This window comes from Ramlibacter agri (genome assembly GCF_012927085.1).
In the GTDB taxonomy this organism is placed as follows: domain Bacteria; phylum Pseudomonadota; class Gammaproteobacteria; order Burkholderiales; family Burkholderiaceae_C; genus Ramlibacter; species Ramlibacter agri.
This window is the reverse complement of record NZ_JABBFX010000002.1, coordinates 920,318-946,663: the sequence shown is the minus strand read 5'-3', so window position 1 is coordinate 946,663 and position 26,346 is coordinate 920,318. Positions and strand designations below refer to the sequence as shown.

Here is a 26,346-nt window from a genome sequence, read left to right as displayed (position 1 = left end):
ATGCGGGCACCGCTGTCCGCCTTGCTGCTGCTGGCCGCCGCGGCCTGCGCTTCCTGCAGTGCGCCGGGTTTCGTGCCCGGCCACGTGCCCGTCGCTTCGGGCTCCATCTTCCCGTCCGTGGCCTGCCCGACGCTCGCCGGGCGCACCATTCCCGCCGACGCCATCGGCTTGCCCAGCGGCAACGCGGTCATCACCTCCGCCGCCTACGTGCCGGCCGCCGGCGCGCTGGCAGAAGGCACTTCGTATACGGCTGCGAGCCCCGAGCACTGCCGGGTGGTGGGCCGCATCGCACCCGTGGACAAGGCGGCGCAGGACATCCAGTTCCAGGTCAACCTGCCCAGCAGCTGGAACGGCAAGGCCGTGCAGTACGGCGGTGGCGGCTACAACGGCACGCTGGTCACCGGCCTCGCGCCGCTGCGCGACGCCGCCCCGGACGACGCGCCGCCGCTCACGCGCGGCTACGTTACGCTGGGCACCGACTCGGGCCACCAGGCCGCCAGCTTCGCGCCCAACGCCATCGGCCAGTTCGGCCTCAACGACGAGATGCTGGCCAACTACGCCTTCGCCTCGTACAAGAAGGTGCGCGACGTCGCTGTGGCCGTCATGCGCACCTACTACGGGCGCAAGCCGGCGCGCATCTACTACTTCGGCGGCTCCGAAGGCGGCCGCGAAGGCCTGACGATGGCGCAGCGCTTCCCCGCCGACTACGACGGCGTGGTCAGCGTGGTGCCGGTGGTGCAGCTGTCGATGCTGTTCCAGTCGTATATCCCGCGCTCGGTGCCGCAGTTCGAAGGCGGCTGGTTGTCGCCGGCCAAGGTGCGCACGCTGGCCAGCTACGTGGCGCAGCGCTGCGACGCGCTCGACGGCCTGGCCGACGGCGTCGTCAACAACTATCTCGCCTGCCCGCGCCAGGTGGACTTGCGGGCGCTGCGCTGCACCGGCGGCGCCGACACGGGCGACAACTGCCTGTCGGATGCGCAGATCGCCGTGGTCGATTCGGTGCACCGGCCGTACAACTTTCCGTTTCCCCTGGCCAACGGGCGGCAGGTCTACCCCGGCTGGTTCTACGGCAACGAGACCACGCCCGATCCGGTGCTGCCCACCATGACGCGCTGGGCCACCGGCGCGGCCGTGCCCACCGAGCCGCCCGACGCGCGCAGCGCGGCGCAGTACTGGCTGTACGGCTCCAACTACGTGAAGTATTTCGTGGTACGCGACGGCAACTTCGACGTGCGCACCTATCGGCCCGAAAACTTCCGGCCGCGGCTGGAGCAGGTTTCGGCCATCCTCGATTCCAGCAACCCGGATCTGTCGGCCTTCTTCGCGCGCGGCGGCAAGCTGATCCTTCGCGAGAACATGGGCGACCTGGCGCAGAGCCCGCAGGCTGGCATCGATTACTTCCAGGCTGTGCGCGCCAAGCTGGGTGACGCGGCGGTGGAGCGCTCGATGCGCCTTTATATTTCCCCCGCTTCCACGCACAGCGGGCCCGCCGCCAGCGTCACCACCGGTGCGCCGGTTGCCACGATGGTGGACCTGCTGGAGCCGCTGGACCGGTGGGTCACGCTGGACGACGCGCCGTACGACGCGCTGGTGCAGGTGTCCAGGCTGCCGGTGCCGCCGTTCACGCTGCAGGCTTCGCGCCCGATGTGCCGCTACCCGGCCTATCCGCACTTCATCGGCGGCGATCCGGCGGCAGCCAGCAGCTATCAGTGCCGGGAATCGCGACCTTAGGCCGAGCGGCGGCCCTACACTGTCCGGATGTCGTTCGGCCGGGGCTTGCTAGCCTCTTTTCTTGCCTTGCTGTTCCTGCTGGCCGCCGGCCCGGCCGCGGCCGACCACACCTTGCCGGCGGCGATGGCGGGCCGGCTGGAACTGGCGTGGGTGCCGGACGAGCCGCTGCCGCTGCAGGGCGAATGGGGCTTTGCCTGGCATCGCTTCGTCGATCCCCATTGGCAGGGCCTGCCCACGAGCGCCTTCGCGCCGGTGCCTTCCAGCTGGAACGACCTGACGGTGGACGGCAAGCCGCCCGGCGAGAACGGCTGGGGCACTTACGCGCTGCAGGTCGATTGCCCGGCCGGCCGCTCGTTGGCGGTGGAGGTGAACGGCCAGCGCACCGCTTCGCGCCTGTACATCAACGGCGAGGAAGTCGCCGCGCACGGCGAGCCGGGCCCTGACCGCGAGCGCAGCTGGCCCGCGGTGTACAGCCGGGTCCCCGTCACGCGCGTGTTTGCCTGCCCGCTGCGGCTGACGCTGCACATCTCCAATTTCGACCACCGCGCCGGTGGCTTCGTGCGGCCCATGATGGTCGGCACGGTCGACGTGCTGGAGCGCGCCCGCGAGCGGCGGATCATCTACGACACCGTGCTGCTGGCCGCCTACCTGATCACGGGCGGGCTGAGCCTGATCTTCTTCACGGTGCGCCGGCGCGAAATGGCGCCATTGGTCTTCGGCCTGTTCTGCGTGTGCATGGCCATCTACACCGACATGATCGGCGAGCGCCTGTTCCTGCGCTTCTTCGGCCCGCAGGTGGCCTGGTACCCGTACATGCGCGTGGAGTACCTGAGCTGGATCGCGTCGATGGCGCTGTTCTTCCTGACCCTGCGCGGGCTGTTCCCGGCGGAGATCCACCGCCGCGCCGTGCAGCTGGTGCTGGCCGGCCTGGGGCTGGGCGCGGTGGCGGTGCTGGCGCTGCGACCGGGGCAGTATTCGTACGTGGTGGTGCCGGGCCAGGCCATCGCCGTGATCGTGGCCATCTACATCGCGGTAGCCATGGTGCGCGCCGGGCGGAGCGCGCGCACGGATGCGCGGGTGCTGCTGGCCGGCATGCTGGCCATCTTCGCGGCGCTCGTGGCCGACCTGCTGCTCATCGACGCGCCGGGTCCGGACAAGAAGTTCGCGCCGATCGGCTTCGCGCTGTTCATGCTGTCGCCGGCTGTCGTCATCGCCCGGCGCCTCACCAAGGCGCTCAACGCCGAGGAGCGCAGCCGCACGCTGGAGGAGAACGCGAGGCTGCGCGAGGATGTCGAGCGCATGTCGCGGCACGACCTGAAGACGCCGCTGAACAGCATCCTCGGCGCAGCGCGCCTGCTGCGCGACGAGGACCGGCTCACGGCCGACCAGCGCGAGCTGGTGGGCGTGCTGCAGCGCGCGGCACTGCGCATGCTGGAGATGGTCAACCTGTCGCTGGGCCTGTTCAAGATGGAGACCGGCAACTACGACCTGCGGGCGCAGCCGGTGGACCTGCGCCAGGTGGTCACCCGCGTGCTGGTGGACCTGCACCCGTTCGCCGACGCCAATGCCGTCACGCTGTTCTCCCAGGGTTCCGGCCACGCGCCCATCTACGTGCGCGGCGAGGAGCTGCTGTGCTACTCCATCATCGCCAACCTGGTGAAGAACGCGGTGGAGGCGGCCGGCCCGGGCAAGCGCGTGTCGCTGGCGCTGGCGGGCGGCGACCCCGTGACGGTGACCGTGCACAACCCCGGGCAGGTGCCGCCGGAGATCGCGGCCCAGTTCTTCGAAAAATACGTGACCAGCGGCAAGAGCGGCGGCACCGGCCTGGGCACCTATTCGGCGCGGCTGATGGCGCGGGCGCAGCAGGGCGAACTGGCCATGCGCACGGATCCGGCCGAAGGCACCACGCTCACGCTCACGCTGCCCCCGCTGAAGGGCGAGCCGCCGGCGCCGCTGCCCATGCTGCCGATCGACCAGCCGGCGCTGGCCCTGGACGGCGTGCCGCCGCGCACGGTGCTGCTGGTGGACGACGACGAATTCATGCGGCTGGTGACGCGCCGCCTGCTGCCCAGCCCGCCCTTCACGGTGGAGACCGCCGCCAACGGCCAGGCCGCCGTGGAGTCCATGGGCCGGCACTGGCCGGACTTCCTGCTGCTGGACATGGAAATGCCCTTGCGCAGCGGCGTGGACACGGTGCGCTGGGTGCGCGAGCAGGAAGCCGTGCATGGCCGGCCGCGCTGCGCGGTGGTCATGTTGTCGGGCAATGACGACGAGGCGTCCACCGCGCGGGCGCTGCAGGCCGGCGCCGACCGCTTCCTCGTCAAGCCGGTCAGCCGCGAGCACCTGCTGGCGACCCTGCGCGAGCTGGAGGCCGGCTTGCCGCCTTCGGAAGCCGACGGGCTGGCCATCCCGCCGCACGAGCCGGCCAGGCCGGCGGACGAGATCGTCGTCGTCGATCCCGAGTGGGTCGAGTTCTTCCCCGACCTCATGAGCTACCAGCGCGACACGGTGGAGGCGATGGCGCGCGCGCTGGCCGCCGGCGACCGCGAGGACCTGCAGTTCCTGGCGCACCGGGCCAAGGGCGGCCTGGCGACCATGGGCCTCGAATGGGCGGCGCGCCAGAGCCGGCTGCTGGAACGCGATGCGCTGACGGCGCCGGCGACCGAGCTGGAGCACATCATCGCGGCGATGCGCGAGCACCTGGTGAGGGTCCGGCTCGAGTCCAAGTGAAGCCGGGCCGCGGTTGTGGGACACTGCGCTCCATGAACCACATGCACTCCCCCGAAGAGGAACGGGAAGCCGGCCAGGCGCCCGTGCACGAGCCGCGGACCTCGTTCCTGGAAGAGAAGGCCTTCAAGGCGCGCATGGTGCTGGTGTTCGGCACCGTCACCGACACGCTGGCGGCCGACGTCGCGCGCCGCCTGCTGGCGCTGGACGCCGAGTCCAACATGCCCATCGACATGCTGGTCAGCTCGCCGGGCGGCCACCTGGAGTCGGGCGACGCCATCCATGACATGGTGCGCTTCATCAGCTCGCCGGTGAACATGATCGGCACCGGCTGGGTGGGCAGCGCCGCCACCCACCTGTACCTGTCCGTGCCCAAGGAGCGCCGCTTCTGCACGCCCAACACGCGCTTCCTGATCCACCAACCGTCCGGCGGCGCCGGCGGCCCGGCCAGCGACATCGCGATCCACGCCCAGGAAATCATCAAGGCGCGCGAACGCATCGCCAAGACCATCTCCGACGCCACCGGCCAGTCCTACGACCAGGTGGCCCTGGACATCGAGCGTGACCGCTGGCTGTCGGCGGAAGAGGCGATCGAGTACGGCCTGGTGGGGCGGATCATCAACCAGAAGACGGATATCCACCCGTAAGGTGCGCAGCTCCGCTGCGCACCGCACGAAACGCTTCGCATGGTGCGCAGCAAGCTGCGCACCCTACGCGGTCGGCACCGGCCGGGCAGGTGTCAACATGGCGCGATGCCGTGCTATTGCTTCGAGAACCTCCGGCCGCAACCCCGAATCCCCCGCATCGATCGCCGCCAGCAGCTGCGTGCGCATGCGCGGCTCCCAGAACTTGCGGATGTGGTTGGCGATGCCGTCCAGCGCTTCTTCGCGGTCCGGGAAGGATTCGAAAAAGTCGCCGATGCGGTTGGCCATGCGGACCAGGCTTTCACTTTCCATGGCGGATGCGCTGCGGGTGCGCGTAAAGGTTGAGGCTGTCGCCCCGGGCGAAGCCGGCCAGGCACAGGCCCGCTTCCTCTGAAACTTCGACGGCGAGGGCCGTGACGCCGGAGACGGCTGCCAGCAGGGGCGCGCCGAGACGAGCCGTCTTGCCCGCCATCTCGTAGCTCGCGCGGCTGGTGACGGCGACGAAGCCGGAAGACGCGTCGCGCCGCTCACGCAACATCGCGCCCGCCAGCTTGTCCAGCGCGTTATGGCGGCCGACGTCTTCGCGCACGACCCGCAACGCGCCAGAACAATCGGCAAATGCAGCGGCATGCGAAGCACCGCTGGCCGCATGAAGCGGTTGCCGTTCGCGCAAGGCTTCCATGGCCAACCTGACGGCAATGGCATCGAAACATGCCGCAGACTGCAAGACCGGCGGACGCCGCACCGCCTGAGGCAGGCTCTCCGCGCCGCACAGCCCGCAGCCGGTGCGGCCGGCCAGGCTGCGCCGCCGCTCCTTCAGCCGCACGAAGCACGAAGAAGCGATCTCCAGCCGCACGGTGATCCCGAGCTCGCCTTCGACGACCTCGATGTCACGCACGTCGGAAGGCGAATCGACCAGGTCCTCGGTGAACGAGAAGCCCAGGGCGAAGTCCTCCAGGTCCGCCGGCGTCGCCAGCATCACGGCATGCGACAGGCCGTTGTACTCCAGCGCCACCGGCACTTCCTCGGCCACCCAGTCCTGCGTCTCGCGCAGCTCCGCGCCGCGCCGCTGGCTCACGGCCAGCGCGCGCACGCCGGCCGGCGGCGCCAGTGGTGCATCGAAGGGCTTCATTTGCCGGTGACGGCCGAAGCCGCCTCCAGGTGGCCCAGCTGCTCGCGGTTGAAGCGCGCATAGGCCTGCTGCCACTCCGAGGGCTGCGCCACCGGCAGCACCTGCACCGCCGTCACCTTGTACTCGGGGCAGTTGGTCGCCCAGTCGGAGCTGTCGGTGGTGATGACGTTGGCGCCCGACTCCGGGAAGTGGAAGGTGGTGTAGACCACGCCCGGCTGGATGCGCTCGGTGACCAGCGCGCGCAGCACCGTCTCGCCGGCCCGGCTGGAGATGCCGACCCAGTCGCCGTCCTGGATGCCGCGGTCCTCGGCGTCGTGCGGATGGATCTCCAGCCGGTCCTCGCTGTGCCACTGGCTGTTGGGCGTGCGCCGCGTTTGCGCGCCCACGTTGTATTGCGACAGGATGCGGCCCGTCGTCAGCAGCAGCGGGTACTTCAAGGTGACCTTCTCGTCGCTGGCCACGTACCTGGTGATCAGGAAGCGTCCCTTGCCGCGCACGAACTGGCCCACGTGCATGATCGGCGTGCCCAGCTCGCCGGTCTCCTCGTTGCAAGGCCACTGCACGCTGCCGTGCTGCGCGATCTTCTCGTAGGTCACGCCGGCGAAGGTGGGCGTCAGCGCCGCGATCTCCGCCATGATCTCGCGCGGATGGGTGTACTCCATCGGGTAGCCCAGCGCGTTCGACAGCAGCTGCGTCACCTCCCAGTCGGCGTAGCCGCCCAGCGGCTTCATCACCTTGCGCACCATCGAGATGCGGCGCTCGGCATTCGTGAAGGTGCCGTCCTTCTCCAGGAAGGAGGAGCCGGGCAGGAACACATGCGCGTACTTGGCCGTCTCGTTCAGGAAGATGTCCTGCACCACGATGCATTCCATAGCCGAAAGCGCCGCCGCCACGTGCTGCGTGTCGGGGTCGGACTGCACGATGTCCTCGCCCTCGCAGTACAGGCCCTTGAAGCTGCCGGCCAGCGCCGCATGGAACATGTTGGGGATGCGCAGGCCGGGCTCGGCGTCGAGCGCCACGCCCCACGCGGCCTCGAAAGTGCCGCGTACCGTGCTGTCGGAGATGTGGCGGTAGCCGGGCAGCTCGTGCGGGAAGCTGCCCATGTCGCAGCTGCCTTGCACGTTGTTCTGGCCGCGCAGCGGGTTGACGCCCACGCCCTCGCGGCCCACGTTGCCCGTGGCCATGGCGAGGTTGGCGATGCCCATCACCATCGTCGAGCCCTGCGCGTGCTCGGTCACGCCTAGGCCGTAGTAGATGGCAGCGTTGCCGCCGGTGGCGTACAGGCGTGCAGCCCCGCGCACCAGGTCCGCGGGAACGCCGGTGATGGCTTCCATCGCCTCGGGCGAGTTCTCCGGCCGGGCGACGAACTCCTGCCATTGCAGGAACGACTTCTCGTCGCAGCGCTCGGCGATGTAGTCCTGCGCCAGCAGGCCTTCGGTCACGACCACGTGCGCCAGCGCGCTGACCAGGGCGACGTTGGTCCCCGGCCGCAGCTGCAGGTGGAAGGCCGCCTGGATGTGCGGCGACTTCACCAGGTCGATCTGCCGCGGGTCGATGACGATCAGCTTGGCGCCCTGGCGCAGCCGCTTCTTCATGCGCGAGGCGAACACCGGGTGGGCGGCCGCCGGGTTGGCGCCGATCACCAGGATGACGTCGCTCTTCTCGACCGACTTGAAGGTCTGGGTGCCGGCGGACGTGCCGAAGGTCTGGCCCAGGCCATAGCCGGTGGGCGAGTGGCAGACGCGGGCGCAGGTGTCGACGTTGTTGTTGCCGAAGGCCGCGCGCACCAGCTTCTGCACGAGGTAGGTCTCTTCGTTGGTGCAGCGCGAGGAAGTGATGCCGCCAATGGACTCGCGCCCGTGCCTGGCCTGGATGCGCCGGAACTCGGACGCGGCGTAGCCGATGGCCTCTTCCCAGCTCACCTCGCGCCAGGGCTCGGTGATGCTCTTGCGGATCATGGGCTTGGTGATGCGGTCCTGGTGCGTCGCATAGCCCCAGGCGAAGCGGCCCTTGATGCACGAGTGGCCTTCGTTGGCCTTGCCGTCCTTCCAGGGCACCATGCGCACGACCTGGTTGCCCTTCATCTCCGCCTTGAAGCCGCAGCCCACGCCGCAGTAGGCGCAGGTGGTCAGCACGCTGTGTTCCGGCTGGCCCAGCTCGATGACCGTCTTTTCCTGCAGGGTCGCCGTGGGGCAGGCTTCGACGCAGGCGCCGCAGCTGACGCACTCGCTTTCCATGAAGGGCTGGTCCTGGCCCGGCGACACGCGCGACTCGAAGCCGCGGCCGCTGATGGTCAGCGCGAAAGTCCCTTGCTGCTCCTCGCAGGCGCGCACGCAGCGGCTGCAGACGATGCACTTCGATGCGTCGTAGGTGAAGTAGGGATTCGATTCGTCCTTCTTCGCGTCGAGGTGGTTGGCGCCCTTGAAGCCGTAGCGCACGTTTCGCAGGCCGGTGACGCCGGCCATGTCCTGCAGCTCGCAGTTGCCGTTGGCGCTGCAGGTCAGGCAATCCAGCGGATGGTCGGAGATGTAGAGCTCCATCACGCCCTTGCGCAACTCCTGCAGGCGCGGCGTCTGCGTGCGCACCTTCATGCCGGCTTCGGCCGGCGTGGTGCAGGAGGCCGGGAAGCCCTTGCGGCCCTCGACCTCCACCAGGCAGAGGCGGCAGGAGCCGAAGGGCTCCACGCTGTCGGTGGCGCACAGCTTGGGCACGCGCCTGCCGGCTCCGACGGCGGCGCGCATCAGCGAAGTGCCCTTGGGCACGGTGACCGACGCGCCGTCGATCTCCAGGGTCACTTCCTGTTCGGACTCGCGCTTGGGCGTGCCGTAGTCCTCGGCTTTCAGGTGGTCCAGCATGGCGGCTCCTTTCAGGCGGCGGCGCGGCCGGGAGCCGCGATGCCGAAGTCCTCGGGGTAGTGGTTCAGGGCGGACAGCACGGGGTAGGGCGTCATGCCGCCCATGGCGCAGAGCGAGCCGTGCAGCATGGTGTCGCACAGGTCGCGCAGCAGCTTCACCTGCTGCGGCCGCAGCTGCGGGTCGGCGGCGGCGATGCGGTCCACCACTTCGACACCGCGCGTGGAGCCGATGCGGCAGGGCGTGCACTTGCCACAGGATTCGATGGCGCAGAACTCCATGGCGTAGCGCGCGAGTCGCGCCATGTCGGCGCGGTCGTCGTGCATCACGATTCCGCCGTGGCCGACCACGGCGCCGACCGCCGCATAGGCTTCGTAGTCCAGCGGCAGGTCCCACTGCGACTCGGGCAGGTAGGCGCCGAGCGGGCCGCCCACCTGCGCGGCCTTCAGCGGCCGGCCGGACGCAGTGCCGCCGCCGTAGTCGAACATCAGCTCGCGCAAGGTCACGCCGAAAGCCTTCTCCACCAGCCCGCCACGCCGCACGTTGCCGGCCAGCTGGAAGGGCAGGGTGCCGCGCGAGCGGCCCATGCCGAAGTCGCGGTAGGCGAGCGGCCCCTTTGCCAGCACCGTCGGCACCGCGGCGAAGGTGAGCACGTTGTTGATGACGGTCGGCTGGCCGAACAGGCCCTGGAGCGCCGGCAGCGGCGGCTTGGCGCGCACGATGCCGCGCCGGCCTTCCAGGCTTTCCAGCATCGCCGTCTCCTCGCCGCAGACGTAGGAGCCGGCGGCCTTGCGCACTTCCAGCTCGAAGTGCGGGCCCAGCAGGCCGGCGCCGCGGGCGCTGGCCACGGCCTCGCGCAGCGTCGCAATCGCATGCGGATATTCGGAGCGCACGTAGACGTAGCCGCGCGTGGCGCCGGTGGCCAGGCCCGCGATCGCCATGCCTTCGATCAGCAGGAAGGGGTCGCCCTCCATCAGCATGCGGTCGGCGTAGGTGCCCGAGTCGCCTTCGTCGGCATTGCAGACGACGTACTTCTGCGGCGCCTGCGCGGCCGCTACCGTCTGCCACTTGATGCCGGCCGGGAAGGCCGCGCCGCCGCGTCCGCGCAGGCCCGAGTCCAGCACCTGCTGCACGATGGCCGCCGGGGGCAGTGACTGCGCCTGCCGCCAGCCGGCCAGGCCACCGTGGGCCTCGTAGTCGGCGAGCGAGAGAGGATCGGTGATGCCCACGCGGGCGAAGGTCAGGCGCTCCTGCGACTTCAGCCAGGGCAGGCGGTCCGTGATGCCCACCAGCAGCGGATGTTCATCGCCTTGCAGGAAACCGGCTTCGATGAGCGAGGGCACGTCTCCGGGCGCCACCGGGCCGTAAGCCACCCGGCCCAGCGGAGTTTCCACTTCCACCAGCGGCTCCAGCCACAGCATGCCGCGCGAGCCGTTGCGGACGATCTCGACCTCAGCGGGCGCGAGGGCCGCGATGCGCGCGGCGACTTCATCGGCGCCCACAGCCAGTGCCGCGCTGTCGCGCGGGACGAAGACACGAATCCGGTTCATGCGGCCTCCACGCTGCGAGCGACGAGGGACGACATGCGCCCGGTATCCAGCCGCGCATGCGGATGGCCGTCGAGCATCGCTGCAGGCGACTGTGCGCAAAGCCCCAGGCAGTACACGGGCTCCAGCGTCAGCGCTCCATCCACCGTCGTGCCGCCGCCAGCCGGCAGGCCCAGGCCCGCGCAGGCCTCGTGCCACAGCGCCTCGCTGCCCATGGCCTGGCAGGACTCGGCGCGGCACACCTCCAGCACATGGCGTCCCGCCGGCTCGCTGCGGAAGTGGTGGTAATACGTGATGACGCCGTGCACCTCGGCGCGCGACAGGTTCAGCCCTTCGGCGATCGGGCCCACCAGCTCGGGCGGGATGCAGCCGAAGGCGTCCTGCACCGCATGCAGCACGGGCAGCAGCGGCCCCGGCTGCGCACCGAGCTCGCTGAGGATGGCGTGCACCTGCGCGAGACGCGGATCGTCGGCGCGCGCCGCGGGTTTCCCGAGCTGCCGGATGCGGTCGCGCAGCTCGGACGGCGTGGCCAGCAGCACTTCCTGCTGGCGGGGAGTGGATGGATCGCGCATGCCTGCCTCCTGTTGTTCGTCGGCGCGAGTGTCAGCGGCGGTTTCACGGCGGGTCAAATTGAATCGACGCATGCGGTGATTCGTCGATGGCGCCTTGCATATCCATCGATTCACGCCTTGAATGACGGAGTGGGAGAGCTATGCGCGGGCGTTCATAAGGGTTTGAAATGCCTGGCCGCCCGCCATGCAGCACGTCAATTGCGGCAAGCTAGCGCTTTCGGCAACGGAGCCGTCATGACCAGCCCTTCCTTTCGTGTCGGCCGCCCAATGATCCCGAGGAGGACCCGATGGACATGAACCGAAGGCAGTTCTTCCGTGCCAGCGGCGCAGGGCTCACGGCCTCGACGCTCGCGGTGCTGGGCTTCTCGCCGACCGCGGTGCTGGCGGAGACGCGCCAGTTCAAGCTGGGGCGCGCCTCGGAGACCCGCAACACATGCCCCTACTGCTCGGTGGGCTGCGGCATCCTGATGTACGGCCTGGGCGACAAGTCCAAGAACGCCCTGTCTGACATCATCCACATCGAAGGCGACCCGGACCACCCGGTGAACCGCGGCACGCTGTGCCCCAAGGGCGCCGGCCTGCTCGACTTCGTGCACAGCGAGAACCGCCTGAAGTATCCGCAGATCCGCGAGCCGGGCGCGAGCGAATGGAAGCGCGTGAGTTGGGACGAAGCGCTGGACCGGCTGGCGCAGCTGATGAAGGCCGACCGCGACGCCAACTTCCAGGCCACCAACGCCGACGGCAAGACGGTCAACCGCTGGATCACCAGCGGCATGCTGTGCGCCTCCGCCTCGTCCAACGAGACCGGCTACATCACCCACAAGACGATGCGCTCCCTCGGGATGCTCGTCTTCGACAACCAGGCGCGGGTTTGACACGGACCGACGGTGGCCAGTCTGGCCCCGACGTTCGGACGCGGCGCGATGACCAACCACTGGGTGGACATCCGGAACGCCGACCTCGTCCTCATCATGGGCGGCAATGCCGCCGAGGCCCACCCCTGCGGCTTCAAGTGGGTGGTGGAGGCCAAGCACAACAACAAGGCCCGGCTGATCGTCGTCGACCCGCGCTTCACGCGCTCGGCGGCCATGGCCGACTACTACGCGCCGATCCGCGCGGGCAGCGACATCGCCTTCCTGGGCGGCGTCATCAACTACCTGCTGTCCAACAACAAGATCCAGCAGCAGTACGTGGCGGCGTACACCAACGCGCCCTTCCTCGTGGGCGAGGGCTTCAAGTTCGACAACGGCCTGTTCTCCGGCTACGACGAAACGAAGCGCAGCTACGACCCGGCGAGCTGGGCCTACGAGCTGGACGAGCAGGGCTTCGCGAAGACCGACCCGACGATGCAGCATCCGCGCTGCGTGCTGCAGCTGATGAAGCAGCACTTCTCGCGCTACACGCCAGAGATGGTGAACCGCATCTGCGGCACGCCCAGGGAAGCGTTCCTGAAGATCTGCGACATGATCGGCGCGACCGCGGTGCCGGACCGCGCCATGACCATCATGTACGCGCTGGGCTGGACGCAGCACAGCACGGGCTCGCAGATGATCCGCACGGCGGCCATCGTGCAGCTGCTGCTGGGCAACATCGGCATCCCGGGCGGCGGCATGAACGCGCTGCGCGGCCACAGCAACATCCAGGGCCTCACCGACCTGGGGCTGCTGTCGAACTCGCTCACCGGCTACATGTCGCTCGCGCGGGACAACGAGCAGGACCTGGAGACCTACTACAAGACCCGCGCGCTGAAGCCGCTGCGTCCCAACCAGATGTCGTACTGGCAGAACTACCCCAAGTTCTTCGTCAGCCTGCAGAAGGCCTGGTGGGGCGACGCCGCGACGGCGGACAACAAGTGGGCCTTCGACTACCTGCCCAGGATCGACAAGCTGTACGACGTGCTGCAGGCCTTCGAGCTGATGAACCTGGGCAAGCTCAATGGCTACATCTGCCAGGGCTTCAACCCGGTGGGCTCCTTCCCGAACAAGAAGAAGATCGTCGCCGGCCTTTCCAAGCTGAAGTGGCTGGTGACCATCGACCCGCTGAACACCGAGACGGCGGAGTTCTGGCGCAACTTCGGCGAGCACAACGACGTCAAGACCGCGGACATCCAGACCACGGTGATCCGCCTGCCCTCGACCTGCTTCGCGGAGGAGGACGGCTCCATCACCAACTCCGGCCGCTGGCTGCAGTGGCACTGGAAGGGCGCCAACCCGCCGGGCGAGGCGCGGGGCGACGTCGAGATCATGGCCGGCCTGTTCAGCCGCATCCGCGCGCTGTATGCGAAGGACGGCGGAGCCTTCCCGGACCCCATCCTCAAGCTCACCTGGCCGTACAAGATTCCGTCCGCGCCCTCCGCCGAGGAGATCGCGATGGAATACAACGGCAAGGCGCTGGCCGACGTGCTGGCGCCGCCGGACCCGAAGAACCCCGGCGCGGCGCCGGCGGTGCTGGCGAAGGCGGGCGAACAGCTGTCCGGCTTCGGGCTCCTGCGCGACGATGGCAGCACGGCTTGCGGCTGCTGGATCTTTGCCGGCGCGTGGACGCAGGCCGGCAACCAGATGGCGCGGCGCGACAGCGCCGACCCCTGGGGCATCGGCCAGACGCTGAACTGGGCCTGGGCCTGGCCGGCCAACCGCCGCATCCTCTACAACGCCGCGTCCAGCGCGCCCGACGGCAAGCCCTGGGACCCCAGGCGCAAGCTGGTGCAGTGGACCGGCAAGGCCTGGGGCGGGGCCGACGTGCCGGACATCCGCCCCGACGCGGATCCGTCGGATCCCGAGCGGGTGCAGCCCTTCATCATGACCGCCGAGGGCGTGGCGCGCCTGTTCGCGCCGACTGGCATGGCCGACGGGCCGCTGCCGGAGCACTACGAACCCTTCGAGTCGCCGCTGGAAACCAACCCGATGAACAGCAACCCGAAGGCGCGGGCCAACCCCGCCGCGCGGGTGTTCAAGGGCGACATGGAAGCCTTCGGCAAGCCCAGGGACTTCCCGCTGGTGGCCACCAGCTACCGGTTGACCGAGCACTTCCACTACTGGACCAAGAACGTGCTCACCTCCGCCATCCTCCAGCCGCAGCAGTTCGTGGAGATCGGCGAGGAACTGGCGAAGTCCAGGGGCATCGCCAACGGCGACATGGTGAAGGTCTCGTCCAACCGCGGCTCCATCAAGGCGGTGGCGATGGTCACCAAGCGCATCCCGCGCCTCACGGTGGACGGCAAGACCGTGGACACGGTGGGCCTGCCCAACCACTGGGGCTTCGTCGGCGTCGCCCGGCCCGGTTACCTGGTCAACACGCTGACGCCGTTCGTGGGGGACGCGAATTCGCAGACCCCCGAGTACAAGGCGTTCACCGTGAACATCGAGAGGGCATGACATGAGCTCGCTGCAATCCCTCGACATCGCGGCGCGCTCGGCCACCACCACGGCCACGCCGCAGGCCCGCCACACGCCTGAAGTGGCGAAGCTGATCGACGTGTCCAGCTGCATCGGCTGCAAGGCCTGCCAGGTGGCGTGCATGCAATGGAACGACCTGCGCGACGAGGTCGGCGTGAACGTGGGTTATCTCGACAACCCGCCCGACCTGACGCCGAAGTCGTGGACGGTCATGCAGTTCCACGAAGTGGAGATGAAGCAGCCGGACCAATCCACGCGGCTCGAATGGTTGATTCGCAAGGACGGCTGCATGCACTGCGCCGACCCCGGCTGCCTGAAGGCCTGCCCGTCGCCGGGCGCCATCGTGCGCTACAGCAACGGCATCGTCGATTTCATCAGCGAGAACTGCATCGGCTGCGGCAACTGCGTCACCGGCTGCCCGTTCGACATTCCCCGCTTATCCAGGACGGACAACAAGGCGTACAAGTGTTCGCTGTGCTCCGATCGCGTCGCCGTCAACCTGGAACCGGCCTGCGCGAAGGCGTGCCCGACCGGCGCGATCCGCTTCGGCACCAAGGAGGACATGTTGGAGTTCGGGGCAGAACGCGTGGCGGAACTCAAGCAACGCGGCTTTGTCCAACCCGCTATCTATAACCCGGAGGGCGTTGGGGGGACGCACGTCATGTACGTGCTGCAGCACGGTGACCAGCCGGAGATCGTCGGCCTGCCGGCGCATCCGACGATCAGCCCGCTGGTGGGCCTGTGGAAGGGCCTGGCCAAGCCACTGGCCGCCGTGGCGATGGTGGGTGCGGTGCTGGCCGGCTTCTTCCACTACATGAAGGTCGGCCCGCTGGAGGTGGAGGAAGACGAAGAGGACGAGAGCAGGGAAGACAGGCGCAAGCGCGAAAACCAATCCATGGAGGTGAAATGACATGGCCCGCCTGATCCGCCGCTATTCTGACGGCACGCGCATCAACCACTGGATGGTCGCGCTGCTGTTCCTGTGCGCCGGGCTCACGGGCCTGGCCATCTTCCATCCGGTGTTCTGGTTCTTCACCGCGTTGTTCGGCGGCGGCACCTGGACGAAGATCCTGCATCCCTTCTTCGGCCTGCTGATGGTGCTGGGTTTCGTCTTCCTGTTCTTCCAGGTCTGGCGCGACAACCTCTGGCAGCCGCGCGACAGCGAGTGGATGCGCCGCTCGCCGCGCCTGCTGCGCGGCGACGAGGACGCCATGCCCCCGATCGGCAAGTACAACGCGGGGCAGAAGGGCGTGTTCTGGCTGTTCGCCGTTTGCCTGCTGGTGCTGTTCGTGACCGGCTTCGTGTTCTGGCAGCCGTACTTCGCGAACGCCTTTCCCATCCTGCTGCGGCGCATCGCCGTGCTGCTGCACGCCATTGCCGCCTTCCTGCTGATCCTGGGCGTGATCATCCACGTCTATGCCGCGATCTGGGTGAAGGGCTCGGTGCGGGCCATGACCCGCGGCTGGGTCACGCCGGCCTGGGCGCGCCGCCACCATCCGCTGTGGTACCGGCAGGTGAACGGAGACCAATGAACCCCAGCCCCCTGCTCAGCCCGGAGGAGATCGCGGCCCGCGCGGGCCAGCAGGCGTCCCTGCTGTACATGCCCGTGCGCGGCGAGGTGTTCGCCGACCGCGCGATCCGCCTGCGCCAGCGCGCCGCCGGCCACGCGATGCGCGACTACCTGCTGCTGGTCGCGGACATCGCGCAGGCGCAGCACGCCGTGCTGCAGGACTTTCCCGCCGTGCGCGTGCCGGATCCGCAGGCACTGATGGCGGCCGCCTATGCGGGCCAGCCGCCGCTGCCGGCGCCCTTGTGGCCGCGCGCGCCGCAGTGGCGCGACGGCCTGCATCCGATTCTCGATGCGCTGCTGCAGCGGCTGCCGTCCGGGCCCACCCGGACCGCCGTCGAGGCCTTGCGCGGCGCGCCCGACGAGATGCTGGAACGCCAGGCGGACCGCCTGCTGGATGGGGTGACCCTGGGGCTGGACCTGGCGGCCGCGCCCTTCATCGCGGCGGCCTTGCAGGTCTACTGGACGCACCTGGTGCTGGCCACCCAGGAGGCGCACGGCACGGATCGCCTGCCGCCTTTCGGCCGCGTCGACGACCCGACCCGTTGCCCGTGCTGCGGCAGCCGGCCGGTGGCGAGCGTCATCCGCATCGACCCCGGCGCGGGCGGCCTGCGCTACCTGCAATGCTCGCTGTGTTCGACCCAGTGGCACATGGTGCGCGTGAAGTGCAGCCGTTGCCTCAGCACCAAGGGCATCGAGTACCGCTTGCTGGCGCCCATGGATGGCGGCGAGACGGCCCGGCAGCCCGCGGTGGAGGCCGAGACCTGCGACGAATGCGGCAGCTACCTGAAGATCGTGCGGCGTGACCGCGACCCCCTGGTGGAGGCCGTCGCGGACGACCTGGCGTCGGTCACGCTGGACCTGCTGGTGGAGCAGGCCGGCTTCGAGAACCACGGCGTCAACCTGATGCTGCTGTTCGGCGACCCTGACGGCGGAGGCGGGTGATGGCCGCGCCCGAAGAGTCCGTGGTCCACGGCTCGAAGGCGAGGCCCCAGGATCTGCCTTCGGTCGACAAGCTGCTGCGGCTGCCCGCGCTGCAGGACCTGCTGGGCACGCAAGGCCACACCTTCGTGGCGCGCGAGGCCCGCGCGCTGCTCGACGAACTGCGGCAGCTGGCCGTGGCCGGCGCGCTCGATCGCGAGCAGCTGCTGGCGCCCACGCTGGGCGCGGCGCTGGCGGCGCGGGTGCGGCAAAGGCTGGCGCCGAGGCTGCAAAGGGTCCTCAACCTCACCGGCACGGTGATCCACACCAACCTGGGCCGCGCGGTGCTGCCGCCGGCCGCGCTGGCGCATGTCGCGCGGATGATGGAAGGGCCCGTCAACCTCGAATACGACCTGGCCAGCGGCGACCGGGGCGAGCGCGACACGATCGTCGAGGAGCTGCTGTGCGAGATCACCGGCGCCGAGGCGGCGACGGTCGTCAACAACAATGCCGCGGCGGTGCTGCTGACGCTGGCCGCGCTCGCGGGTGGCCGCGAGGCGATCGTCTCGCGCGGCGAACTGGTGGAGATCGGGGGCGCCTTCCGCATGCCGGACGTGATGGCCAGCGCCGGCGCGAGGATGGTGGAGGTCGGCACGACCAACCGCACGCACCTGGCCGACTATGCCCGCGCGATCAACGCCCACACCGGCTTGCTGCTGAAGGTGCACACCAGCAACTACGCGGTGCAGGGCTTCACGTCCTCGGTGGCGGAGGCGCAGCTGGCGCAGCTCGCGCAGGAGCACGAGCTGCCGCTGGTGACGGACCTGGGCAGCGGATCGCTCGTCGACATGAGCCTGTGGGGCCTGCCCAAGGAGCCGACGGCGCAGGAGATGCTGGCGGCCGGCTGCGGCGTCGTCACCTTCTCGGGCGACAAGCTGCTGGGCGGCCCCCAAGCCGGCCTGATCGTGGGCCGCCGCGACCTCGTCGCGCGCATCCGCAGCTTCCCCATGAAGCGCGCGCTGCGCCTGTCCAAGCTGCCGCTGGCCGCGCTGGAAGCCACCTTGATGCTGTACCGGCAGCCCGAGCTGCTGGCGCGCGAGCTGCCCACGCTGCGCTGGCTGGCGCGGCCGCAGGCCGAGGTGGAGGCGGTCGCGCGCGTGCTGCTGAAGCCGCTGCAGGCGAGCGTGGCGCCGCGCTATGGCGTGCGGCTCGCCGCGATGCAAAGCCAGATCGGCTCGGGCTCGCTGCCGGTGGAGCGGCTGCCGTCCGCGGGACTGGCGATCGCGCCGGCACTGGACGGCAAGCGCGGCACCGGCACGGCACTGGAGGCGCTGGCCGAAGCCCTGCGGGCCTTACCGCTGCCGGTGATCGGGCGCATCACCGGCGACGAACTGCTGCTCGATTGCCGTTGCGTCGACGAGCCCGCGGAACTGCTGGCGCAACTGCGCATGTTGAAGGAGTCGCTGGCGTGATCGTCGGCACCGCCGGCCACATCGACCACGGCAAGACGGCCCTGGTGCGCGCGCTCACGGGCGTGGACACCGACCGCCTGCCGGAGGAGAAGCGCCGCGGCATCACCATCGAACTGGGTTACGCCTCGCTCCCGCTCGCGGACGGCCGCGCGATCGGCTTCGTCGACGTGCCGGGCCACGAGCGGCTGGTGCACACGATGGTGGCCGGCGCGAGCGGCATCGACTTCGCGCTGCTGCTGGTGGCGGCCGACGACGGCGTGATGCCCCAGACGCTGGAGCACCTGGCGATCCTGGCGCTGCTGGACGTGCGGCGCGGCGCGGTCGTCATCACCAAGATCGACCGCGTGGCGGAGGGCTTGCTGGGCCAGCGCACCTCGCAGGCGCGGACCTTGCTGGCCGATGCGGGCCGGGCGGACTGGCCGGTGCTGTGCGTGTCTTCCATCCACGGTGACGGGCTCGATGCACTGCGCGAACTGCTGCTGCGCGAAGCCGATCTGCCCGTGCCACCGCCGCTGCCGGGCCAGGGTTTCCGCATGCCGCTGGATCGCGTGTTCACGCTCCCGGGCACCGGCACCGTCGTGGCGGGCAGCATCGCCGCAGGCAGCGTGCGCGTTGGCGACGCGCTCTGCCTGGCCCACGCGCCGCAGCAGCCGCTGCGCGTGCGCAGCCTGCAAAGCCATGGCGTGGAATTGCAGGAGGCGCAGGCCGGGCAGCGCTGCGCCGTCGGCTTGGCCGGCCTCGCCCGCGAAGACGCGCAGCGCGGGCAGGTGCTGTGCGAGCCCGCGATCGCGCAGCAATCGGAGCGCCTGGACGTGCTGCTGCGCGTAGCGCCGGCCGAAGCGCGCGCGCTGCGTTCGGGAACGCTGGTGCACCTGCACCTGGGCACGCAGGATCGCATGGCGACGGTGGCGGTGCTCGGCGCGGCGGCCATCGCCGTGGGGGAAGAAGGCCTGGCGCAACTGGTGCTGCGCGGCAGCGTGCACGCGTGGCAGGGCGATCGCTTCGTGCTGCGCGATGCTTCGGCGCAGTGCACCTTTGCGGGCGGCCGCGTGCTGGCCACCGCGGCGCCGGCGCGTTACCGGCAGGCGCCGGAGCGCCTCGCCTTTCTGCAGTCGCAGCGCGCAGGCGATGCGGCCGAACGCTTCGCCGCCACGCTGGCCCATGCGCCGCACGGCGTGCACGGCAGCGACTGGCTGCGGGCCGCGGGCTACGCGGGCTGGCCTTTCGATCCGGCGACCGTGCCCGGCGCCACGCTGGCGGCTCAGGACGGCTGGATGATCGGCCGCGCGCAACTGGATGCGGCCGAAGCCGCCGTGCTGGGCGCGCTGCGGAGCTTCCACGCCGGGGCGCCGCAGGAGATCGGCCCCGGGTTGCAGCGTGCGCGCCGGCTGGCTGCGCCGCGCATGCCCGAACCCTTGTGGGACGGCCTGGTCGCGCACCTGGTGCGCGCCGGGCGCGTGAGCCTGCGCAACGGCTTCCTGCACTTGCCGCAACACGGCGAAGCCTTGCGGGCCGCCGACCGCGTCGTCGCCGAGCGGGCGCTGCCGCTGCTGGCGCAGGGCCGCTACGACCCGCCCTGGGTGCGCGACATCGCCGGCGACACGCGGCTGCCGGAAGCGCAGGTGCGGCAGGTGCTGGCGCGGCTGGCGCAGACCGGCGAGCTGTACCAGGTCGTGAAGGACTTGTACTATGCACCGCGCGCCGTGCAGGAGCTCGCGGGTCTCGCGCGCGCACTCGACGCGCGTGAAGGCGTGGTGACCGCGGCGAGCTTCCGCGACGCGACCGGCCTCGGGCGCAAGCGCGCGATCCAGGTGCTGGAATTCTTCGACCGCGTCGGCCTGCTGCGGCGGGTCGGCGACCGGCATCTCCTGCGTCCGGACACGCGGCTGTGGGAGGCGCCATGAACAGGGAAGGAAATCGCTCCTGGTGGGGCGGCTGGGCTTCAAACCCAGTGGGTGGCGCCATGCGCCGCCGGGTGGGTTCGACTCCCACTTTCTTCCGCCAACTTCCGCCCTGAAGCCATGGACGTCCTCGGCTTCGCCTGGCCGGAAGACTGCTTCCACTTCCTCTCGCACGACATGTGGTGCCGGCCCTGGGGCGATGGCTGCATGGAGGTGGGCGTCAGCGCCTTCGGCGTGCACCTGTCCGGCGACTTCTACATGTGCCGGCCCAAGCCCGTGGGCACGCGGGTGACGCAGGGCGAAACGCTGGCCGTGGCCGAACTGAGCAAGTGCGTGGTCGCGATCAAGTCGCCGCTGACGGGCGAGGTGAGCGCGGTGAATCCGCTGCTGGCCGAGACGCCCGAGGTGGTGCATCTCGACCCGTTTGGCCGCGGCTGGCTGGTGCGCATCGCGGTTTCGCGCTGGGACGCGGATCGCCCGCAGCTGGCCCACGGTGGCGGCCTCGAAGCGGCGGTGCGCGCGCGCGTGCAGATGGAGGACCTGTGACGCCGGCGCGCGGTGGCCTGGCCCTGATGGTCTGGTCCTGTGGACCCGGCGACGCGGAGCGCGCCGCCACCCCCTTCGTCGTCGCCCAGGCCGCGGCGGCGCTGGACCTGGAAGTGGAGATGCTGTTCACCGCCCGCTCGGTGCACTGGCTGCTGGCCGCGCAGCAGGGCACGAAGCTCGGCTTCGGGTCCGAGCAACTGCCGGTGCGCGACTACCTGCAAGCCTGCGCGGACGCCGGCGTGCGCATCCTCGCCTGCAGCCAGGCGCTGGCCGCGCGGGGGCTGGGGCGCGACGCGCTCGCTTCGCAATGCGCCGGCCTGGGCGGCACCGTGGCCTTCGTCGAACGGACGCAGGACCCGCGCTGGCGGGCGCTGGTGTTCTGACGAACGCAAGGCTCAGCGGGGCGGCGCAGCGCGAAAATGCCTGCCTCCTGGAGGTTCGCCATGAAGATCAGCGCCCGCAACGTGCTTCCCGGCACGGTCAAGTCCCTCGTGAATGGCCCCGTCACCACGCAAGTCACCCTGGAGATCGCGCCCGGCATCGAGATCGTCTCCACCATCACCACGGAGTCCGCGAAGTCGCTGGGCCTCAAGCCCGGCAGCCGCGCCTATGGCGTGATCAAGGCTTCCAGCGTGATGGTCGCCGTCGACTAGGGCTGGCCCATGCGGTCGTCGGCGACGGTGTGCGGCAGCGCGCCGAGGCGGCCCGCATACCAGCCGATGCGGTCCGTGGCCCGCACGTCGAAGGCGGGCACGTAGGGCTTGATGTCCAGCAAGGGCGTGCCGTCGGCGAAGTCGTTGCCGGCGAAGCGCAGCACGCGGCCTTCCAGCGCGATCACCCGCATGACCGACAGGCCGATGCGATTGGGCCGCGCCGGTGCGCGGGTGGCGAACACGCCATGCGGCACCTGGTCCAGGAAGGGCACCACCTGCAGCTTCTCGGTGGCGCGATGCATGTGGGCCAGCAGGATCAGGTATTCGAAGCCTTCGAGGTCCTGCAGGGCCGCGGCATAGGGCTCGAAGATCTCGGCCTGCGCAATTTCCTCCGCCGCCGCGACCGGCTGCAGCGGCATGCCGGCGGGATCGACGAAGCGGCTGCGGATCACGCCGATGGGCGTCATGGGGATGGGGGCCAGCATGCGCCGCATTGTTCGCCTTGGCCGGCCGGCTTTCAAGCGGATTTGCCGCCCTGGGCCTGCGCCTGCCGGTTCACGCCCGCCACTTCGCGCAGCACCAGCCCGAACATCTGCAGCGCCGGATCGACCTGCGCATCGGCCAGCGCCTGGGCCATCGGTTGCACCTCGTGCAGGCTGCCGGCGTAGAGCAGGCGCCGCATCACCATCAGGAAATCCGGCGGCGTGCGCCAGCCGTTGGCGATGGTGCTGCGGCCGTGCCATTGCAGCGCGGTCGTGGCGAGGAAGGGCACAGTGATCACGGCTTGCAGCTGGCGCGCGGCGACCGCCTGTTCGACACAGCGATCCAGCGGCAGCTGCGGGCCGGCCTGCAGCCATTCATGCATCAGTGCGAGCAGCTTGCCGCGGCCGGCCGGCGAGACCACGTAGGCCGCCGTGCCCCATTTGTAGAACTGCTGCGCCGGCACCAGCTCCACGCCCTGGGCCCGCCGCGCGCTGCCGGGTGGAAAAAGGCGGCAGGCCACGTCCCACAGCGCCGACAGGTGCGCGTGCGAGTAGTGCGGCTGGCATTCGAGGAAGGCGATGTCGACGCCGTCCAGCGGCCCGGCGATGGCCTTGGCCACCAGCTCGGGCAGCTGGTCGCTCAATTCCATGTCGTCTTCCAGCACCAGCGTGAAGCGGTCCGCGGGCGCGCTTTCCAGCGCCTGCAGGTGCGACAGGAAGCAGGCGCGCTCGCCGGGCAGCAGCGGGCAGCCGGCCGGCGCCGGCGGCAAGTTCGCGGCGTCGATGGCGGCATGCCGCAGCACGCCTGCCAGCCCCAGGCGTGCGAGCTGGGCCTCCATGAAGGCGGCGCGCTCGGGGCAGCGATCCAGGTTGATGTAGAGGCCGGCGATGGGAGGGGACATCCCCCTCAGGTTACCAGCGCCGCCGACTTCACCTGCGCCCACACCGCCCTGCCGGGTGCGAGTTGCAGGATGTCGGCCGCGCGCGCGGTGATGCGCGCGAGCAGCAGCGACTCGCCGCAGGCCAATTGCACCAGCGCCTGGGAAGGATGGCCGGCAGCGGCGACCGCGCGCACCGTGCAGGGCAGCACGTTCTGGATGCTGCTCTGCTCGGGCGGAGCCAGCGCGATGCTGATGTCGCGCGCCAGCACCCGTACGCGCACCGCGTGGCCCAGCGGCAGGCCGTTGTCCGGCAGCCAGAGCAGGCCTGCGTCGAAGCGCACCTGCATCAAGCTCCAGTGCGTGTCGCGTTCCACCACGGTCGCCTCCAGCACGGCGCCGGGTTCCTCGCCGGGCACCGCCGGCAGGTCGACGCGCGCGAGCGTTTGCGCCAGTGGACCGGAGGCGCGCACCTGGCCGGCTTCGAGCAGCACGAGGTGGTCGGCCAGGCGCGCGACTTCGTCGCCGGAATGCGTGACGTACAGCATCGGGATCCGCAGTTCGTCGCGCAGCCGCTCCAGCCAGGGCAGGATCTCGCGCCGGCGCGCCAGGTCCAGCGAGGCGAGCGGTTCGTCCAGCAGCAGCAGGCGCGGCTGCGTCGCCAGCGCGCGGGCAATAGCGACCCGCTGGCGCTCGCCGCCCGAGAGTTCGTGCGGGCGGCGGTGCAGCAGGCCCTCGATTCCCAGCAGCCGCAGCAAGGGCTCCAGCGGCTCGCTCGCGTGCGCGCGCTTGCGGCCGAAAGCCAGGTTGCCGGCCACGTCCAGGTGGTCGAACAAACTCGCCTCCTGGAACACGTAGCCCAGGGGCCGGCGATGCGTTGGCAGGCGCAGGCCTTGCGCGCTGTCTTCCCAGGCCTCCCCGTCGACGACGATGCGCGCTTCCGCCGCCTGCTCCAGGCCGGCGACGCAGCGCAGCAGCGTGGTCTTGCCCGAGCCCGAAGGGCCGAAGATGGCGGTGATTCCGGTGGCGGGGAGCGCCAGGTCGGCGTCCAGCATGAAATCGCCGCGCGCCAGGCGCAGCCGTACTTCGAGTGCGCTCATCCGAACACCCGCGTGCTGCGGCGATTCAACAGGGCCAGCGCCAGCAGCACGGCGAAGGAGAAGGCCAGCATGCCCAGCGCCAGCGCGTGCGCCTGCGGGTACTGCATGGCCTCGACGTGGCCGTAGATCTGGGTGGAGACGACGCGCGTCTGGCCGGGGATGTTGCCGCCGATCATCAGCACGACGCCGAATTCACCGACGGTGTGCGCGAAGCTCAGGACGGCGGCCTGGATGATGCCGCCGCGCGCCAGCGGCAGCACCACGTGGAAGAAGGTGTCCAGCGGGCCGGCGCGCAAGGTGGCCGCCACTTCCAGCGGCCGGCGGCCGACGGATTCGAAGGCATGCTGCAGCGGCTGCACGGCGAAGGGCAGCGAGTAGAGCATCGAGCCCACCAGCAGGCCGGCGAAGGTGAAGGGCAGCAGGCCCAGGCCCAGCGACTGCGTCAATTGCCCGCCCCAGCCCTGCGGGCCGAAGGTGACCAGCAGGTAGAAGCCCAGCACCGTGGGCGGCAGCACGAGGGGCAGGGCTACGACCGCCGCGACGGCGCCGCGCCAGCGCGCCTGCGTGCGCGCCAGCCACCAGGCCAGCGGCGCCGCCAGCACCAGCAGCAGCGCGGTGGTCGTTGCCGCCAGCTTCAGCGTGAGGGCGATCGCCTGCCAGTCCTCGCGCGTGAAGCCCATGGATCAGAATTCGTAGCCGTAACCGCGCAGCGTGGCACGCGCGGCGTCGCTCTTGAGGTAATTCACCAGCGCGGTGGCGGCGGGGTTGGCCGCGCCCGGCTTCAGCACGATGGCGTCCTGCTTCAGCGGCGTGTACAGCTGCGCGGGCACGATCCACGCCGAGCCCTTCGAAACCTTGCCGTCCGCCATCACCTGTGCCAGTGCCACGAAGCCGAGTGTCGCATTTCCGGTGGCGGCGAACTGGTAGGCCTGGCCGATGTTCTCGCCCTGCACGATCTGCGGCTGCCAGGTGGCCAGCAGGCCCAGCTTGGTCAGCGCCTCGATGGCCGCGGCGCCATAGGGCGCGAGCTTGGGGTCGGCGATGGCGAGCTTGCCCTTGGGCGGCTGCTTCAGCACCGCGCCCTGCGGGTCGACCGTGTTCGGGTCGGCGCTCCACAGCGCCAGCTTGCCGACGGCGTAGGTGAAGCGGGTGCCGGCCACGCCCAGGCCTTCCTTTTCCAGCTTGGCCGGCGTCTCGTCGTCGGCGGCCAGCAGGACCTCGAAGGGGGCGCCGGACTGGATCTGCGCGTAGAACTTGCCGGTGGACCCGATCGTCACGACCGCCTCGTGGCCGGTGGCCTGCGCGAAGTCGGCGGCGACCTTCTTCATCGGCGCGGTCATGTTGGCGGCCACGGCCACCTGCACCTGGCCGGCGTGGGCGGCGAAGAGGGGCGCGGCAAGCAGCAGGGGGATCAGGCGGCGGAACATGGCGACCTCGCTATTCATGATTGGAATAGCGCCTAGTATAGGGTCCATGTCCCGCAACAAGCTCGAACTGGCCGGCGCCCTCGGCCACGCCACCGCCGACAAGCGCGTGGAGATCCTGCGCCGCGTCGCCGCGGTGGGATCCATCTCGCAGGCCGCGCGCGATGCCGGCGTCAGCTACAAGGCGGCCTGGCAGGCACTGGACACCTTGAGCAACCTGGCCGGCGCGCCGCTGCTGGATCGCGCGGTGGGCGGCACGGGCGGCGGCGGCGCGCGGCCGACGCCGGCGGGCGAGCAGGTGCTGCACGCGGCCGACGAAATGGCGCGGGCCCGCCTCGCGGTACTGGGGCGGCTGCAGGCGCCCGCGCCGGCGCTGGGTGGCATCGCGCTGCGCACCAGCATGCGCAACCAGCTGCCCGCCACGGTGGCGGCGTTGCGTCCGCGCGCGGGCGCGATGGAGGTGGGGCTGACGCTGGCCGGGGGCGACCCGCTGGTGGCGCGGATCACGCGCGAGAGCGTGCAGTTGCTGGGGTTGAAGAAGGGCTTGCCGGTGCTGGCGCTTTGCAAGGCGACGGCGGTTGGCGTCGCGGGCGGCGAGCCGGACGCAGCAGCAGTGAACCAGCTCGCCGGCACGGTGACGCGCGCCCCGCGTGCCAGCGGCGGCGAAGTGGCCTTGTCGCTGGCCGGTGGTTTGCAGCTGGTGGGCTTCGCCGAGGCTGGCAGCGGCTTGCGCAAGGGCGCGCAGGCGGTGGCGCGGGTCGAGCCGTCGGCGGTGGTGGTGGCTTTGGGGGAGTGACGCCGG

At 70.3% G+C, this 26,346-nt stretch carries 23 protein-coding genes and 1 tRNA gene; 14 read left to right on the top strand and 10 right to left on the bottom strand.

Annotation, left to right across the window (positions count from 1 at the left end; genetic code table 11):
• The 3 genes from HHL11_RS22990 to HHL11_RS22980 all read left to right on the top strand — a co-directional run bounded on the left by HHL11_RS22990 (position 1) and on the right by HHL11_RS22980 (position 5,105).
• The gene (locus HHL11_RS22990; RefSeq protein ID WP_169420885.1) at positions 1 to 1,731 is read left to right on the top strand and encodes a tannase/feruloyl esterase family alpha/beta hydrolase; all 1,731 of its coding nucleotides are present in this window, start codon (positions 1 to 3) and stop codon (positions 1,729 to 1,731) included.
• Between the two features lie 66 nt (positions 1,732 to 1,797).
• Entirely contained in the window at positions 1,798 to 4,461 is a 2,664-nt protein-coding gene (locus tag HHL11_RS22985; RefSeq protein WP_169420884.1) for a response regulator, read from the top strand.
• 32 nt (positions 4,462 to 4,493) lie between these two features.
• On the top strand, positions 4,494 to 5,105 hold the full coding sequence (locus HHL11_RS22980; RefSeq protein ID WP_240980368.1) for an ATP-dependent Clp protease proteolytic subunit: 612 nt from the start codon (positions 4,494 to 4,496) through the stop codon (positions 5,103 to 5,105).
• A gap of 63 nt (positions 5,106 to 5,168) precedes the next feature.
• On the opposite strand, the gene HHL11_RS22975 is transcribed toward HHL11_RS22980, so the two are convergent.
• Genes HHL11_RS22975 through HHL11_RS22955 form a run of 5 tightly spaced genes read right to left on the bottom strand, consistent with a single transcriptional unit; the run spans position 5,169 to position 11,205 of the window.
• Entirely contained in the window at positions 5,169 to 5,414 is a 246-nt protein-coding gene (locus HHL11_RS22975; protein WP_169420883.1) for a formate dehydrogenase subunit delta, read from the bottom strand.
• Positions 5,404 to 6,234, bottom strand: a complete 831-nt coding sequence (gene fdhD / locus HHL11_RS22970; protein ID WP_169420882.1) for a formate dehydrogenase accessory sulfurtransferase FdhD — start codon at positions 6,232 to 6,234, stop codon at positions 5,404 to 5,406. Before fdhD ends, HHL11_RS22975 begins: the two co-directional genes overlap by 11 nt.
• Complete coding sequence (gene fdhF, locus HHL11_RS22965) at positions 6,231 to 9,089, bottom strand: formate dehydrogenase subunit alpha (RefSeq protein ID WP_169420881.1); 2,859 nt, start codon at positions 9,087 to 9,089, stop codon at positions 6,231 to 6,233. Before fdhF ends, fdhD begins: the two co-directional genes overlap by 4 nt.
• A gap of 11 nt (positions 9,090 to 9,100) precedes the next feature.
• A complete protein-coding gene (locus HHL11_RS22960; protein ID WP_169420880.1) occupies positions 9,101 to 10,636 on the bottom strand; it encodes a formate dehydrogenase beta subunit in 1,536 nt (511 codons plus the stop codon).
• Complete coding sequence (locus HHL11_RS22955) at positions 10,633 to 11,205, bottom strand: formate dehydrogenase subunit gamma (RefSeq protein ID WP_169420879.1); 573 nt, start codon at positions 11,203 to 11,205, stop codon at positions 10,633 to 10,635. The genes HHL11_RS22960 and HHL11_RS22955 overlap by 4 nt, the downstream gene beginning before the upstream one ends.
• A gap of 287 nt (positions 11,206 to 11,492) precedes the next feature.
• Here HHL11_RS22955 and fdnG point away from each other — a divergent pair, with 287 nt between their 5' ends.
• The 10 genes from fdnG (at position 11,493) to HHL11_RS22905 (ending at position 21,660) form a co-directional block, all read left to right on the top strand.
• Positions 11,493 to 14,579, top strand: a complete 3,087-nt coding sequence (gene fdnG, locus HHL11_RS22950; protein WP_169420878.1) for a formate dehydrogenase-N subunit alpha — start codon at positions 11,493 to 11,495, stop codon at positions 14,577 to 14,579.
• A 1-nt stretch (position 14,580) separates the two neighbouring features.
• Positions 14,581 to 15,510, top strand: a complete 930-nt coding sequence (gene fdxH / locus HHL11_RS22945; RefSeq protein ID WP_169420877.1) for a formate dehydrogenase subunit beta — start codon at positions 14,581 to 14,583, stop codon at positions 15,508 to 15,510.
• Position 15,511: 1 nt separating this feature from the next.
• Positions 15,512 to 16,132, top strand: a complete 621-nt coding sequence (locus tag HHL11_RS22940) for a formate dehydrogenase subunit gamma (RefSeq protein WP_169420876.1) — start codon at positions 15,512 to 15,514, stop codon at positions 16,130 to 16,132.
• Complete coding sequence (gene fdhE, locus HHL11_RS22935; protein WP_169420875.1) at positions 16,129 to 17,112, top strand: formate dehydrogenase accessory protein FdhE; 984 nt, start codon at positions 16,129 to 16,131, stop codon at positions 17,110 to 17,112. The genes HHL11_RS22940 and fdhE overlap by 4 nt, the downstream gene beginning before the upstream one ends.
• Positions 17,112 to 18,560, top strand: coding sequence for an L-seryl-tRNA(Sec) selenium transferase (gene selA, locus HHL11_RS22930; protein ID WP_169420874.1), 1,449 nt, complete (start codon positions 17,112 to 17,114; stop codon positions 18,558 to 18,560). Before fdhE ends, selA begins: the two co-directional genes overlap by 1 nt.
• A complete protein-coding gene (gene selB / locus HHL11_RS22925) occupies positions 18,557 to 20,464 on the top strand; it encodes a selenocysteine-specific translation elongation factor (RefSeq protein WP_169420873.1) in 1,908 nt (635 codons plus the stop codon). Before selA ends, selB begins: the two co-directional genes overlap by 4 nt.
• A 4-nt stretch (positions 20,465 to 20,468) precedes the next feature.
• A tRNA-Sec gene (locus tag HHL11_RS22920) sits at positions 20,469 to 20,564 on the top strand.
• A 17-nt stretch (positions 20,565 to 20,581) separates the two neighbouring features.
• Entirely contained in the window at positions 20,582 to 21,007 is a 426-nt protein-coding gene (locus tag HHL11_RS22915) for a glycine cleavage system protein H (protein ID WP_169420872.1), read from the top strand.
• Positions 21,004 to 21,390 carry a DsrE family protein gene (locus tag HHL11_RS22910; RefSeq protein ID WP_169420871.1) on the top strand — a complete coding sequence of 129 codons (387 nt, stop codon included), beginning with the start codon at positions 21,004 to 21,006 and terminating at the stop codon, positions 21,388 to 21,390. The genes HHL11_RS22915 and HHL11_RS22910 overlap by 4 nt, the downstream gene beginning before the upstream one ends.
• Positions 21,391 to 21,450: 60 nt before the next feature.
• Entirely contained in the window at positions 21,451 to 21,660 is a 210-nt protein-coding gene (locus HHL11_RS22905) for a TOBE domain-containing protein (RefSeq protein WP_169420870.1), read from the top strand.
• Here the strand turns inward: HHL11_RS22905 and tsaA are convergent.
• The 5 genes from tsaA to modA are packed head-to-tail and all read right to left on the bottom strand — an operon-like array spanning position 21,657 to position 25,565.
• The gene (gene tsaA, locus HHL11_RS22900; RefSeq protein WP_169420869.1) at positions 21,657 to 22,145 is read right to left on the bottom strand and encodes a tRNA (N6-threonylcarbamoyladenosine(37)-N6)-methyltransferase TrmO; all 489 of its coding nucleotides are present in this window, start codon (positions 22,143 to 22,145) and stop codon (positions 21,657 to 21,659) included. The genes HHL11_RS22905 and tsaA overlap by 4 nt on opposite strands.
• Before the next feature lie 32 nt (positions 22,146 to 22,177).
• The gene (locus HHL11_RS22895) at positions 22,178 to 23,044 is read right to left on the bottom strand and encodes a glycosyltransferase family 25 protein (RefSeq protein WP_169420868.1); all 867 of its coding nucleotides are present in this window, start codon (positions 23,042 to 23,044) and stop codon (positions 22,178 to 22,180) included.
• A gap of 5 nt (positions 23,045 to 23,049) precedes the next feature.
• Entirely contained in the window at positions 23,050 to 24,120 is a 1,071-nt protein-coding gene (modC, locus tag HHL11_RS22890; RefSeq protein ID WP_169420867.1) for a molybdenum ABC transporter ATP-binding protein, read from the bottom strand.
• Positions 24,117 to 24,800 (bottom strand): molybdate ABC transporter permease subunit, encoded by a 684-nt coding sequence (gene modB / locus HHL11_RS22885; RefSeq protein WP_169420866.1) that lies wholly within the window; start codon positions 24,798 to 24,800, stop codon positions 24,117 to 24,119. Before modB ends, modC begins: the two co-directional genes overlap by 4 nt.
• A gap of 3 nt (positions 24,801 to 24,803) precedes the next feature.
• Entirely contained in the window at positions 24,804 to 25,565 is a 762-nt protein-coding gene (gene modA / locus HHL11_RS22880; RefSeq protein ID WP_240980367.1) for a molybdate ABC transporter substrate-binding protein, read from the bottom strand.
• A 28-nt stretch (positions 25,566 to 25,593) separates the two neighbouring features.
• Here modA and HHL11_RS22875 point away from each other — a divergent pair, with 28 nt between their 5' ends.
• The gene (locus tag HHL11_RS22875; RefSeq protein ID WP_169420865.1) at positions 25,594 to 26,340 is read left to right on the top strand and encodes a TOBE domain-containing protein; all 747 of its coding nucleotides are present in this window, start codon (positions 25,594 to 25,596) and stop codon (positions 26,338 to 26,340) included.
• The last annotated feature ends 6 nt before the right edge of the window (positions 26,341 to 26,346 follow it).